Origin of the sequence: Mycoplasma anseris ATCC 49234, assembly GCF_000702805.1 — a bacterium.
Lineage (GTDB): Bacteria > Bacillota_I > Bacilli_A > Mycoplasmatales > Metamycoplasmataceae > Metamycoplasma > Metamycoplasma anseris.
Map to the genome: position 1 here is coordinate 23770 of NZ_JNJX01000003.1, position 15510 is coordinate 39279.

General features: G+C 26.0%; 9 protein-coding genes. 4 read left to right on the top strand and 5 right to left on the bottom strand.

Going from position 1 to position 15510, the window contains the following annotated elements:
* Nucleotides 1-51 precede the first annotated feature (51 nt).
* The 4 genes from T401_RS06505 (at nucleotide 52) to T401_RS0100950 (ending at nucleotide 8199) form a co-directional block, all read left to right on the top strand.
* Nucleotides 52-2991 carry an SMC hinge domain-related protein gene (locus T401_RS06505; RefSeq protein ID WP_033178633.1) on the top strand — a complete coding sequence of 980 codons (2940 nt, stop codon included), beginning with the start codon at nucleotides 52-54 and terminating at the stop codon, nucleotides 2989-2991.
* A gap of 157 nt (nucleotides 2992-3148) precedes the next feature.
* Nucleotides 3149-3520, top strand: coding sequence for a Virulence-associated protein D (locus T401_RS06510; RefSeq protein ID WP_033178634.1), 372 nt, complete (start codon nucleotides 3149-3151; stop codon nucleotides 3518-3520).
* A 98-nt stretch (nucleotides 3521-3618) separates the two neighbouring features.
* Complete coding sequence (locus T401_RS0100945; protein ID WP_033178635.1) at nucleotides 3619-5301, top strand: P80 family lipoprotein; 1683 nt, start codon at nucleotides 3619-3621, stop codon at nucleotides 5299-5301.
* Between the two features lie 18 nt (nucleotides 5302-5319).
* Nucleotides 5320-8199, top strand: a complete 2880-nt coding sequence (locus T401_RS0100950; protein ID WP_052169641.1) for a cation-translocating P-type ATPase — start codon at nucleotides 5320-5322, stop codon at nucleotides 8197-8199.
* Nucleotides 8200-8233: 34 nt separating this feature from the next.
* Here the strand turns inward: T401_RS0100950 and T401_RS06515 are convergent, their stop codons facing one another.
* The 5 genes from T401_RS06515 to thiI form a co-directional block, all read right to left on the bottom strand.
* The gene (locus T401_RS06515) at nucleotides 8234-9145 is read right to left on the bottom strand and encodes a hypothetical protein (protein ID WP_033178636.1); all 912 of its coding nucleotides are present in this window, start codon (nucleotides 9143-9145) and stop codon (nucleotides 8234-8236) included.
* 8 nt (nucleotides 9146-9153) lie between these two features.
* Nucleotides 9154-10050 carry a DnaD domain protein gene (locus T401_RS06520; protein ID WP_033178637.1) on the bottom strand — a complete coding sequence of 299 codons (897 nt, stop codon included), beginning with the start codon at nucleotides 10048-10050 and terminating at the stop codon, nucleotides 9154-9156.
* Nucleotides 10051-10385: 335 nt separating this feature from the next.
* On the bottom strand, nucleotides 10386-11279 hold the full coding sequence (locus T401_RS0100965; protein WP_033178638.1) for a 5'-3' exonuclease: 894 nt from the start codon (nucleotides 11277-11279) through the stop codon (nucleotides 10386-10388).
* Nucleotides 11272-14256 carry a DNA polymerase III subunit alpha gene (gene dnaE / locus T401_RS0100970; protein ID WP_033178639.1) on the bottom strand — a complete coding sequence of 995 codons (2985 nt, stop codon included), beginning with the start codon at nucleotides 14254-14256 and terminating at the stop codon, nucleotides 11272-11274. Before dnaE ends, T401_RS0100965 begins: the two co-directional genes overlap by 8 nt.
* Before the next feature lie 96 nt (nucleotides 14257-14352).
* A complete protein-coding gene (gene thiI / locus T401_RS0100975) occupies nucleotides 14353-15507 on the bottom strand; it encodes a tRNA uracil 4-sulfurtransferase ThiI (protein WP_033178640.1) in 1155 nt (384 codons plus the stop codon).
* Between the last annotated feature and the right edge of the window lie 3 nt (nucleotides 15508-15510).

Here is a 15510-nt window from a genome sequence, read left to right on the forward strand (position 1 = left end):
AATTGTTTAAAACCATTTATAATTTATTTTATTCTATGGAAAGGACATATAATGAAATTAATACAAGTTGAAGCCCATGGTTTTAAATCATTTGCTGACAAAGTTTGTTTAAAACTTGATGGTGGAGTTTGCGCTATCATCGGACCTAATGGTTCAGGTAAGTCTAATATTAATGATGCCATTAAATGAGTTTTAGGAGAAAGCAGTTCTAAAGCATTAAGAGGAGATAACATGCAAGATGTTATCTTTGCTGGATCAAAAACTGAAAAAGAAATGGATCGGGCTGAAGTTATTTTAACTTTTGATAACCGTGATCATGCTGTTTCAGTTCCTCATGACTTCTTTACCATTTCTAGAGTAATTCACCGAGGAAAAGGTGAAAATGAATACTACATCAATGGTGAAGAAGCTTCTAAAAAAGCAATTAAAGAAATTGCTATGGAAAGTGGTATTTCTAAATCAAGTTTAGCAATTATTAGTCAAGGGACCATTTCTGATATTGCTGAAGCAACTCCAGAAAGAAGAAGAGAAATTTTTGAAGAAGCTTCTGGAACCTCAATGTATCGTTCAAGAAAAATTGAAGCTCAAAGAAAATTAGAAAAAACTGAAGAAGCTTTAAGTCAAATAACCATTGTTATTGATGAACTGGAAAAACAAAGAAAACCATTAATGAGACAAGCTGAAAAAGCAAAATTATATAAAGAAAAAATTGAACAACTAAAAGATGTTGAAGTTACATTGTTAGTTCATGACTTTATGGAATATTCAAATCGTCTTAATGTTTTAAACCAAGATGCAAGAGAATTTGAAATTGTTAAAGAAGAATTAACAAGTAAAAGACAAAATTACGAAACTTCTTTAATGGCTAAAGGAACTATTATTAATGAGCTTGAAAAAGAAGTTGAAGCATTAAGCAAGGATCTAAATGAAATTATTGATAATATTACTAATTTAGAAATTAGATCAGCTAAAGAAGAAAAACATCGTGAAATGATCTTAAGCGGAGAAATTAAAGTTTCTACTAAAGATCAAATTGATGCCTTAAAACAAAGTTTAAGTGACTTAAATGACAAAATTTCTTCATACAAAAAATTCATTAAAGATAAAGAAGAAGAAATGGAAGCTATTAATGAAAGAACTGTTAAACGTTCTTCTAGAATCGCTGAAACCAAAAGAAATCTATCTTTAGAAATTGATAAGTTAAATAAAGTTAAAGGAAAAATTGATCTAATTAAAGAGGTTAGAGACAATAAAGCCACTTTGGCTAAAGGGACAAAAAATATTGTTGAAAATGCTGAATTATTTAGAGGCTATAAAGCCTTAGTTAGTCAACTAATTCAAGTTGAACCAACTTATGCTAGAGCAATTGAAACAATTTTAGCAGGTGCTACTCAACATATTGTTGTTGATAATTCTGAAACTGCTGTTGAAGCAATTAATTTCTTAAAACAAAACAACGGAGGAAGGGCAACCTTTATTCCTTTAAATTCAATTAAAGCTAAATTTATTAATGAACAACACATTGTTGTTGCACAAACTCAAAAAGGTTTTTTAGGTGTTGCTAGTGAATTGGTAAGTGTTGAAAAAGAATACGATGTTTTAAAGAAATTCTTATTAGGAAATATCTTAATTTGTGAAACCATCGAATCAGCTAATCGTTTATCTAAATTATTAGAAAAACGTTATATGGTCGTTACTTTAGATGGAGATGTTATTAGAGTTGGTGGAGTCATGTCTGGTGGTCAAGCTTCCCAAAATGTTTCTACATTTGGAATGGATAAGCAAATCGAAGAACTAGAAGCTTTAATTCCTGCTTTACAAGAAAATGTATTGACTTTAAAACAAATTTTAGGTAAATTAGAACACGAGCAAGACACTGATATTACTTATAGTTCTAATATTGCTTTAGAAAAAGTTACCTTTAAAAATAAATTAGATGAAACCATTGAGGAATTTGATAGATATAGACAAAAATTTGCCCAATTATCAAATGAAACTTTAGAATTAAGTGAAAGCACTGACTTTGTTTCAGCAATTAGTAAATTAATGACGGAAAAAAGTGCTTTATTGGTTAAATTAAACACTCAACAAGACATTCTTAAAAAGGCTAAGGATGAATTTAGAGATCTAACCATGAACAAAAGTCAAACTGATATTGAATTGAACAAATGATACGAAGAAAATCAAACAAAAATTACTGAAAAAGCAAAAGCTGAATCAATTATTGAAAATGCTAAAAAACGTTTATCAGAACAATATGGAATGCTTTTTGAAACTGCTAAACAATTTTACAACCCTGAAATTGATTTCAGTGTTGCAAGAAAATTAGTAAACAACTTAAGACAAGATATTAGAGAATTAGGACATGTTAACCTAGACTCAATTGAACAATTAGAAACTGTTGAAGAGAGATATAAAACTTTAAAAGAACAGGAAACAGAAATTACTTCAGCAAAACAAACAATTGAAGAAGCAATTGATGAAATGGATAAAATTATTGTTCAAAAAATTACTGAAACAGTAACTTTAGTAAATAATGAATTTAAATATGTCTTTTCAAAAATGTTTGGTGGAGGAATGGCTGAAATTAGATACACTGAACCTGAAAACATCTTAGAATCAGGAATTGATGTTATTGCTCAACCTCCAGGAAAAGCCATTAAGAACTTAAAACTATTTTCAGGTGGAGAAAAAGCTTTAATTGCAATTTCATTATTATTTTCTATTTTAAAAGCCAAGCCTTTACCTTTATGTATTTTAGATGAAGTAGAAGCAGCTTTAGATGAAGCTAATGTTATTAGATTTGCTGAATTCTTACAACATCTTAAAGCGGATACTCAATTTGTTGTTATTACTCACCGTCAAGGAACAATGGAAAGAGTTGATAAGCTTTATGGAGCAACTATGCAAAAAAGAGGGGTTACTACTTTCTTTGGAGTAAGTTTATCTGAAGCCAAACAACTAATTGATGAACAACAAAAAAAACAATAATCAATAATAAATGACCTTAGTTTCATTGCTAAGGTCGTTTATTTACTAATTAATTATTAAACCATGGTGTTTAGCTCTTAAAATACCTAGAAAATGGTATAATAGAAATTAACAAATACTATATTTTTTTAGCTTAATAATTTATTGGAGGTTAATCATGTATGGCTTAATTTTTTATTTAAACAAAGACGTTTTAAAAGAAGCATATGGTTTAGAAAAAAACCATCATGATGCATATGAAGAAATAAGAGACATTTTAAGACATTATGGTTTTCATTGACTATCAAATAGTTTTTATTTTTCAAGAGGATTAAACAAACTAGTTCACGTTTTTCAGGCAGTAAAGCATTTAAAAGGTAAAGAATGATTTGTAAAATCTTTAGTAAGCTTAAATGTCTTTAAAATGGAAGATATGTCTGATTTCACTGAATATATTAGATCTGATAAAGAATTGATTTTATTAGGTGAAGAAGAGGATGATACTGACATTGAAAAAGGAAAAACCAAATATAAAAGACCGCTTCTATAAATTAATAATGGTCTTTTTTTATTATTTTTTTCTATTTAAATCTCAGATTATCATTAATAATGATAAAACATATATAATATTATTATTTTAGGAGAGAAATGAAAAAGAAATTTTTAATTGGTTGTTTAACATTAACTGGAATTTCTTTAAGTGGTTTATCAATAAGCTGCAGTAGAGAAACCAATGAAGTTGATTTTGCAATTCCTTTTAGTATTAAAGATGAACGTGCTAAATCATTACAAAAATTAGTCAATAAGTTTAATCAAGAAAATTTAATCAAAAATAAAGATGATAAACCTGTTGTTTTAAACTTTTATCAATCAAGACAAGACCTTTATCAAAAATTATCAATTCAATTAAAAACTAATGATCCAGCCATAGCAAGTATATTGATGTATTATCCTTCTGCTTCAAGATTAATTTTTTCTTATAAAAAGGAAATTGAAGTATCTGATGTAGTGTCTTCAAGTAATATTCTTCCTGAATTTTTAAAAACCAATCAATATATTAATACTGAACATCCTAATTCATATTACATTTTACCTTCAGCAAATAGCACTGATATGTTAGTTGCTAATAAACTTAATTTAGGATATGTTTTAAATGAATTAGACAAGAAAATTAAAGAAAACAATATTAAAAAAAATGTTATTGCTTCAGAAAATGCTGATTTGTTAAATGAAGCTTTAAATCATTATAAAAAAATTAGTTCAGAAAATGAAGGAATCAAAAATGCTATTGAAAATTTTTGGGGTTTAGCTAAAAAAAATATTGATGTTAATATTTTAAATACACTAAATTTAGAATACACAGATGATATTTTTAAATATAATTATGATTTGCTAAAAATCGCAAATGATTTTGGAAGAATAATAAATATTAATAAGCAAGACAAAACTGAAAAAAAAGTGTTTTATCATAAACATATTGCCAATTTTATTTATTCCTTAGCATTTAATGAAGCTAATGCTAATTTTGATGATTATTTCTTAAAATATAATTCAAATAATCTTTTAAATTACGATGTTATTTATAATCAAGAAACACCTGAGTCTAAAACAATAAAAACCGTGTTTGAAAAAATCTCAGACACTATTAAAAATGGGGGATTACAAATTGATGCAACCATTAATTCTTTAAACCGTATTTTGCCACCAGCAGCTTATGATACTATTTTTTCAATTAGTACTAATAATGCTTATAACTGAATAACAAACGGGCAAACAATTCAAGATAAAAATGGAACAAATATCAATTCTATTCTAAAAAAAGATGACTTTATTTTTAAACAAGCCCCAACTAAAAATCAAGTATCACAAACAAAAGGTTCATTTTTGATTCAAGGTTTGAATATTATGGGAATTAGTCATTTTAATCAAAAAGATAAAACTGTGAAAAGATTTTTTAATTGGTTATATTCAGCTGAAAATAAGCGTGACTGAAATGGACTTGGTGAAAATAACCCTTTTATTAAATCTTTAACACCAATTGAATTTTTTGCTTATCAAAACAATTACATTTTCCCATCGAATAATTTTTTAAATAATTATGACAACAAATCATTGAACAAAAATGAATCAAATTTAAATTTAATTTCGGAAATCAATAAAATTAAAACAAATGAGAATGCTGTTTTCGAAGAACCAGTTGATGGCAATAGTGATTATTTTAGAAATAAATTAATTTCAATTATGAAACAATATTATCTATATGGTTTACGTAATACTGATAATCAACGTGATTTTGAATGATTTATTAATGCTTTAGAAAAAGAAATATAAAAATAAAAAAGGAGAATTATGAAAGAAATTCAGACTAAAAGTGAAATTATTGATACTTCGTCGTATATTAACACTGATGTTAAATTAGGACTTAATAATGAAGAAGTATTAAAAAGACAAAGAGAATTTGGTAAAAATGAATTACCAATAGCCAAAAGAAAAAATTTCTTTTTAATTTATTTAGAACAATTTAAAGATTTATTAGTCATTATTTTAATGTGTGCCACTATTTTATCTTATTCATTGGCTATTGTTCATGGTGTTCAAAATAATTGAATTGCTGGGCCGGAATTGACTATCAGTTTTGTCGAACCATCAATTATATTATTCGTTGTTCTTACTAACTCGTTAGTTGGAGCTATTCAGGAATTAAAAAGTCAGAAGGCAATTGATGCTTTAAAAAAATTAAATCCACTTCATTCTAGAGTAATAAGAAATGGGGAATTAATTATTATTGATTCTTCTGAAATTGTCATTGGGGATATTGTTTTTATTGAATCTGGTGATATAGTCCCAGCTGATGGATATTTGATTTCATCTTCTAATTTAAGTGTAATTGAAAGTTCACTAACTGGAGAAAGTGAACCAGCAAAAAAAGATCATAATGTGCCAAGAGATTTATCAATTCCAATGGCTGAACGCAAATTTGCTTTATTTTCTTCTTCAATTGTAGCAACAGGCACCGGCTTTATGGTTGTGAATGCAATTGGAACTAATACTGAAATTGGAAAAATTTCAAATCTTGTCAACCAACAAAAGACAATAACAAGCCCTCTTCAAATGAAAATAAATAAATTGGGTAAAATCTTTGCTATTTTAGGAATTGTTTTATTTATTTTATCAGTACTTATTCAAATCATTATTCAAGCTGTAACAAAAAGTGAAGCACTTAAATCTGATGTTTTTTGATCTACAACTATAATTAATGGGGTTTCATTAGCTGTGGCTGCTATTCCAGAAGGTCTAATTGCCTTTTCTTCAATAATCCTAGCTATTGGTGTCCAAAGAATGGCTAAAAGAAAGGCAATTGTTAAAGACTTAATGGCTGTCGAAAGTTTAGGCAGCTGTGCAGTTATTTGTTCTGATAAAACTGGTACCCTTACCCAAAACAAAATGACAGTTGTAGATTTATTTGCTAATAATCAACAATTATCAATCGCCAATTGAAATGACAATTCATTTTTAAACCTTGTAGAATATAGCGCCTTATGTACAGAGGCTAATTTATCAAGCGATGGTGAAAATAATATTGAAACTGGTGACCCTACTGAAGTTGCATTACTTTATATGCTTGAAAAACATTCTAACATTAAAACTAAAAAAGAATTAGAAGCTCTATTTCCAAGAATAAAATCATTACCATTTGATAGTGATCGAAAATTAATGACTTCTATCAACGAAATTAATGGACAAAACCTAGTTATTGTTAAAGGTGCTCCTGATGTTTTAATTAATAAATGTTCAAACCTTAATGAAGAACAAAAACAAATTATTAATCAAAAAAATGATGAATGAGCAAACAATGCTTATCGAGTATTAGCTTTAGCAACAAAAAGTATTGATAATGAATCATTAAATAAAATCAATCAATTATCAACAAATGATCAATATATTGTATTAGAAAATAAACTTAATTTTGTTGGTTTAATAGCGATGATCGATCCACCAAGAGAATCATCAAAAGAAGCTATTAAGGAATGCATTAGTGCTGGTATTAAGCCAATTATGATAACTGGAGATAATATCAATACAGCAATTGCAATAGCTAAGGATTTAGGTATTTATAAAGATGGGGATATTGCTTTAAGTGGCAATGAATTATCCCAAATGAACGATAATGAATTATTTGATAAAATTGAAAAAATTTCAGTTTATGCTAGAGTTGTACCAGAAGACAAATTAAGAATTGTTAAAGCATGACAATCTAAACACCAAGTTGTGGCAATGACTGGTGATGGGGTAAATGATGCACCAGCTTTAAAAGCTGCTGAAATTGGTACAGCAATGGGAATCACTGGAACTGAAGCTTCAAAACAAGCCTCTGATATGATTTTGGCTGATGATAATTTTGCAACTGTTGTTAAAGCAGTTGAAAATGGTCGTTCTATTTATCAAAAAATTAAAAATGTCATTCAAAACTTATTAATTACTTCTGTGGCTGAAATCATTTTAGTTTTCTTTGGACTAATAATTCTTCAAGCTATTTTTAAAAAAGAAATTCAAATGTATAATACAGAGTTTTATGTCTTATCTGCTTCACAATTGTTATGAATTAACTTATTTACTCATGGTTTTCCAGCAATTGCTTTAGGATTGCAAGATTCTAAAGAAAACTTCATGAATCAAAGACCAATTTCTAAATACGAATCGATTTTTGCAAAAGGAATGGGCATAAATACTTTATGAAAAGGAATTTTAATCGGAATTATTTCTATAATTGGGTATTATTTAGCTGCTATATGAGCTTTAAAAAATGGTAATCCAACAGAATTTGTTAAAGCTGGATCAAGTGTAGCATTCTTAATCTTAGGAATTTCAGCAACATTTAATGCTATTAATTTAATGAGCAAAAAACCATTTTTTGTTGATAATCCTTTATTTTATTGAAGAGTATATGCATCAGTAATCTTCTCATTAACATTTTTATTAATTGTTGCTTTAACAAAAGATATTGCAATTGTGTTTAAGTCTTATCCTGATATAACCTCAAGTGCTCATTTATTAGGATATGGTTTAGGTTTCCCTTTAATCTTAATTCCAATTTATTCTATTCAAAAAGCTATTGAATTACTAATTGATAAAAAACAAAGTAAAACTCAAACAATAACGTCATTTGAATTGATTTTACCTCCTAAAAAAATGTTAGAAAAATTGAATAAAAAACAACAAATAAAATAAATGAAAAAACAAGGATTTCAAATTCCTTGTTTTATTATTTTTTGATTTTAAAAGTCTCAGTTCCATTTGATATTAAGCTTTTAAAAAGCTGTTCTACTTTTTCTAAACCCGTATTGTATTTATCTTTAGAATTAAAAATAATTGGATATTTAGGGTCAAGGATGTCAATCGGACTTGATACAAAAGTAATCCGATTATTAATTTGACGATCAGATAAAATGTTGATTAACAAATTAATGAAATTTTCACTTTTTGCTCCAATTCCCATCCGATCTAAAAATAAATAATCAACATTAATTAATAAATTTTTAACATTTGAAATTACTTCATTGTTTTTTAAATTGGTATAAATAAAATTATTTAAAATGTTGATATCTAATCAAGCAACTGTTTTATTTTTTAAAGTTGCAAAAACCATTGATAAATATTTAAAAACACTTCTTGAATAAATAAAATTTTCATCAATTAAATAAAGGCCAGTTTTAATTGGATCTAAATTGGTTAATTGTTTGATTTTGGTTTGTAAATTTGGAGGGAATTTCTTAAAAGCTTTATAAGCTTCTAATAACACACTTCTTGGTTTATTTTTATTAGCAATTGTTAAATATTCATAAACATCATTATCTAATGGGCAAATGTTGGTTAGCCAGAAATTATTTAGCATTTTTTGTTTTTTATACACCACTGAATTAGAAATATCAATATCTAGTTGACCCAAAGAATTAATAATTAATCTTCATTGCGGACCATTATTATTTTGCTGATAAGCATCATAATATCTTAATAAAAAAGTCATGCCTTGCTTAATTTGGAAATCAGATAAATTATATTTGGCAATAAGCTCTTTAATTTTTGGGTGTTCTAGAACATCTTTATATAATTTATCTTTTTCAGCTTGTTCTTTTTCATCGATTCTTATAACTGAATCCAAAAGTGATTTCTGCATAACTCTCCTTAATTATCTCAATTATCTTCATTGGCAAGATCCAACATAAATTCACTGGTTTTTTCTATATTTTGTGAATTATTATAATGTGAATAATGGCTAAAAATAAAATCATTTTTTGCTTTGGACATATAAGCCATTTGCAATTCTTTATCAATTTCATCTGCTTCAAACAATTTCTTATTTGCATAATCTTTTGCGATTTTTTCAATATATTTAACAACAATACATTTATTAATATTCATTGAATAATTGATAAATAAATTAATTTGGTGGTCTTGAAAACCTAATTTAGTTAAATGTTTAATCATTAATAATTGACTAGGGCTTGGTTCTTTTTTAAGAATATATGATATATATTCTTCACTTTTTAGTTGTTTTTTAGCAACACTTTGATCTGATAATTCAAAATCATATGTCTGAACCTCATTATGAACATAATTATCTAAATCGAAAACCTCATGATATTTTTTGGAAATTTCTAGCATTGAATTCTTATTAAAATGAAAATTAGCTTTTTTATTAATTAATTCATCAAATCTTTTTTGACCAATTTTTTTAATTAAAAGATTGGCTATAATTTTATTTTTCACAATATTATTAGCGCTTAACGGTTTTTTTAATTCAAATAACAACATACCATCATTTGTTTTATAAGATTTTAATAAACCTAAGGCTTCAAGCATTTCTCTAGCTTCTATTACATTACTATTATCAAAAGAAAGAAATTCTTGGGTATCTTGTAAATCAAAAGTATCTTGGTGATGATTAATTGAAAAGAGATCAAATAAATATTGATAAAAAGAAATGGCCTTAATACCTAAAATAGGAGAATAGAATAATCTCAAATTTTCTAAATCAACATGATCAACATTATCATTATTTTCAATTAAAAATTTTTGCATTATTCACCTCCTTTAATTTTATTTATATTTGCGCATTCATGCGAGATTAGTGTATAAATTATGAAACAAGTGCTGGTTTTTTTATGCTTTTATAACAGTTTTTTCTTAATTTAAATTCATGTTGATTTTGTTATTAACATATCACATTCAATAAATAACATTCTATATACAATATTTTTTTTAAAAAACCATATTTATTAACAAAAAAATGTTGTCAAAATTCTCAATTTTTTAAAGAGAATTTTTGGTTATTTTTTTATGTTTTTTATTGTGAAAAATAAATAAAAAAAACTCCTATTTTTTATATTAAGTATAAAAAGGAATTTTTTATGTATTTAAAAGATTTCTAACGAAATTAGTTTGTTTTTAATTTCATTAAGTTCTAAATCGTCAAGAATTTTAAAAGTTTCATTAGTTAATTGCATATTGGATAATTTTAAATTAGATAAATCATTAGTTTTAATTTCAAAATCAGTTCTTAAAGTAGCTAAATATTTATCTCTTTGAGCATCTTGCTTATAATCAATTAACTTTTCTTTAACTTTAGGTCTGATATTATCTAAATTTTGATAAATATTTTCTAATGTATCAAATTCTTTTAATAAACCACTAACAGTTTTAGGGCCTAAGCCTGGCACACCCTTAAAATTATCACTGCTATCACCAACTAAAGCTTTATAATCGATAACTTGTCTTGGTTTAAAGTCATAATATTCATTAAAGTTATTTAAATTTAAAATAATATTTTCTGATTTATATTTCTTTATAATGGCAACGTTTTCATTAATCAATTGATTTAAATCTTGATCAGCTGAATAAATTAGGATTTGGTGATCATTTTGAAACTTAGTTGTTAATTTGGCAATGATATCATCAGCTTCAAAACCATCAACATATTCATTGGCAAATTTGCATGATGTTAATAATTCTTGAATTTTTTCTAATTGTTTATGAAAATCAACTGGTGCTTTTTGACGATTTCCTTTATATTCGGTAAACAATTCATGTCGAAATGTTTTTTTTCTGGAATCAAAGGCAAAAAAGATAAATTCCGGATCCACTGTTTTAATTAAAGAAAAAAAACTATTAAAAAAGCCTACTATAGCATTGGTTGGAAAACCTTTAGAAGTTTGGATTGCTTGACCATTAAAAGTTGCATACATTGTTGCATAATAAGAACGATATGCTAAATATGTTCCATCAATCAATAAAATTTTGTTTTTAACCATTGATTACACTCCATTCTTTTAACAAATATTTTGATTCGTCCTTTTTAATAATTTTCACTTTTACAATTTTTTTATCAAATTCTTTTCAATTGTCAATTTTTGAGTAATTTAAAATTGTAATTTTTTTAGTTGAATCTTGTAATTCAATTACATAATATGGTTTGCCATATGCTGAGGTTTTTTCAGATATTCGATTGCAAAATAAAGTTGTTAAGTATTCAACATTGTTATGCATATCTCCTAAACGTGATCCTTCAATTTCATAATTTTCAGTAATTGAAAAATTATAAATTTGTCCCAATAAATTTATTTCATTTTGGTTTTCTTCTTCGATATCGCTTTTTAGTATTTCAGTTGGCTTATAATTATTGATCATTTCCTGAGTTTCTTTTGAGTCAATTTTATTAATAAACATTTTTAAAATGATTAAGGTGTCACTATTGTCTTTAGATATTTCTGACAACATTGTTTTTTGATTTAATTTAAATTCTTTTAACGCATTGGCTTTAATCAATAATTCAATACTACTTAAACCAAATGATTTTAAATTTTGTGTCCTTAATAAGAAATGAAAAAAGTTTAGATACTTACCATTGGTTTTTCGTTCATGTACAAGCATTTTAGTAGTTTCAGGGCCAAATCCTTTAATCATATTTAAAGGTAAGATTATTTTATTATCTTTAATAATTGCTTTATCTTCTGAATCATTAATTGTAGGTGGTAAAACTTCAATATTTAATTCCTTGGCTTCATTAACAAATCTTGATATTGTGTCTTGATTGCCATGAGCAGAAGAAATAATGGAAGCAAAAAATTCTAAAGGATAATGAGTTTTTAAATATGCCATTTGATAAGAAATTTTAGCATAACTAACAGCATGTGATTTATTAAAACCATAGTCAGCAAAAGCTTCAATAGATTCAAAAATTTGGTTTGCCTTGGTTTCGTCATATCCGTTTTTAATTGCAGCATTCACAAATTTGGTCTTTTGTTCAATCATTTCTTCAAATTTCTTTTTAGAAATAATTCTTCTTATCATATCAGCTTCTGCATAATCAAAACCAGCTATTTTTTGAACTATTTCCATAATTTGTTCTTGATAAATAATGATGCCATAAGTAGAAGCTACAATAGCATCAAATTCTTTACTGATTGATTCAATTTTAATTTTCCTATTCTTTCTTTCGGCATAAGTTTTAAGATGTTCCATAGGTCCGGGTCTATATAATGAGATAATAGCAACAATATCATCAAATGAATTAACTTTAATTTGTCTTAAAGCATTATTCATGCCATAACTTTCTAATTGAAAAACTCCAATAGTTTTACCTTTAGTTAATAATTCAAATGTTTTTTTATCATCATATGCAATGGTTTCTAAATCTAATTCAATTCCTCTTTGGACTTTTATTAAATTCAATATTTCCTGAATTGTAGTTAATGTTTTTAAACTCAAAATATCCATTTTAAGCAATCCAAAAGATTCTAAATATTCCATACTAATTTGGGTTTGCTGAATATGATTTTCTACTAAATAAGTTGGGATTTTTTTAATGATTGAATCTGATGAAATAACAATTCCAGCTGCATGGGTCCCAGTTTGGCGATAAAAACCTTCTAATTTATTGGCTTCTTTCAAAACTCTTTGAGGCAATTCAAAATCTAAATTACTAATTTTATTTAACTCATTAGCAAAACGTTTATTAGAATGAAATTCTTCCAATAAATCAATATCTTTTGAAGAAATGCTTTTAGAAATATCATTAATTGAACTTGGATTAACCTTATAAGCTCTTAAAACATCTCTAATTGCTGATTTTTTGCCTAAAGTCGCAAAAGTAACAATATTGGCAACCCTTGAAAAACCATATTTTTGAATTAAATATTCAATAACTTCTTCACGGCGGTTATCTTGAACATCCACATCAATATCAGGCATAGTAATTCTTTTAGGATTTAAAAAACGTTCAAAAATTAAGTTGTATTTAATTGGATCAATTGTAGTAATACCTAAAATATAACTAACTAAAGATCCAGCAGCACTTCCTCTTCCTGGTCCAATTGAAATGTTTTTTGATTTTGCTCAATTGATTCAATCTTGAATAATTAAAAAATAATCTTCAAAATTCAAACTTTTAATTATTTGTAATTCATATTCTAAACGTTTAACATATTCAATTGTTCAAGAAGATTTATTGAATTTTTTTACAATGTTTTCTTTTAATAAATAATCTAAATATTCACTTGAACTCATATTTAAATTATTTTCAAATTTAGGAAGAAAATAATTATTTTGTTCCAATGGTATATATAGAGATTTTAAAAAATTATTTGTCTGTGAAATCAATTCATTGTATATTTGCAAATTATTTTCAATATTAAAAACAAGTGGTTCAAAAAAAGAAGTAATTGGTGCTTTTTCGCTCATTGAAAAAAGCACTTTCATGATGTTATTTTCTTCAATATCAATAATTGCATTATGATTAATTAATAAAACTTTAGACCAGTTTTGTTGAATAAATGCCTGATTATTTTCTAAATCAAAAGATTGAAACGAATAATAATAATTAAAATGTTGAATAATTTTGTTTGTTTGTTTATACACACCTAAAATTGGGTGTTCTACAAATAATAAATCTTCATTATTTCAAATATCATCAACTTTTATTGCTTTTTGACTTAATAATTCATATGAAAGCTTTTTTAAATCCATAAATCCATTTTTGTTTTTAGCATAAACAATATAACGATAAGGTTTATTATCTACATATAATTCACAATCTAAAGCAAAAATAGGTTTCAAATTTGTATTAAAGCATTTATTTAATATTTCCCCGTAACTAAACATATTATTATGTTCAGAAACAACAAAATATTCAACATTTTGTTGTTTTAAAATTTCAAATAATTTTTCAGTCGTTATAACGCTTTCTAAAAAAGAAAAAGTTGTATTTAAATGTCCATTAATTAATTTCATATAAATATGATATATTTTTTAATTTAATTAATTAAAAAATGCCTTCAATTTTAGGAAAATATTGGGAATAAAAATTAAACCTTAACAATTAAGGCCTTATTCATTGATATTAGCAATAATTTTTTTATAAGTAATGTTTTCTAAAATTTTATCTTCTAACTCATTTAACTTTGTTAATTCGGCTTCTAATTTCTTGGCTTCTTCTATGTTTGGCTTAGTGATTGGTTTTTTAGGTGCAAACAATTCGCATGTTTCACATGCCTTGATGATTGATAAATGAAAAGTATTAATTTCATTGGCTATCTTAATTGTCTCATTTTTATCAAATGATATTAAAGGTCTAAATACTGGCAAATCACTTGCTTCAGATATTGTATGAATAGATTCAAGGGTTTGGCTAGCCACTTGCCCTAAACTTTCACCATTTGATATTGCTTTAATATTTAATCTTTTAGCCAATTTATTAGCAATTCGATAAAAACTTCTTCTCATTAAAGTGATCTTATATTTTTGATTAGAAGTAAGTCCAATGTAATTCATTAAATCTGAATAATTTAATTGATATAAATAAGCATTGCCTTGGTATTTGGCTAATTCCTTAATCAAATCTTCTACCTTTTTGACAGTTGTATCATCAGTTTGTGGTGGAGTAATAAAGTTTAAAAATGTTACTTTTAGACCTCTTTTTTGCAATAAATAAGCAGCAACTGGTGAATCAATCCCACCACTCATTAAATGTAATACATTTCCTTCAGATTTTAAGGGCATGCCTCCTAAACCTTTTATTCGATCAATAAAGATATAACTATATTTATCTCTTATTTCAATTGAAATTTCCAAATCAGGGTTTGTTAAATTAACGTTGGCATTACGTCTTCGTCTTAAAACAATTCCACCAAAATGCATATTTACTTCATTAGAAGTCATTGGAAAGTTCTTATCATGTCTTTTTGCATTGATTGCAAATGAATTAAATTCTTTGTCTTTGATCAATTCTAAAATCATATCCTCAATGTCTAATAAATTTGATTCTACTTGATAAACAATTGAATATGAACTAATTCCGAAAATATATTGTAAGGCTTTTAAATTGGCTTCAGAATAATTTAAAAAGGCACGATCATATTCCATTTTTAAATCTTCTTTAGCAACAAAAAGTAAAATATTTTCTTTTAACTTATTGATAAAATCAATTTTATTTTCGCCTTTTAAAGTTAATTCCCCATATCTAATTAATATTTTTTTAGTCATAAA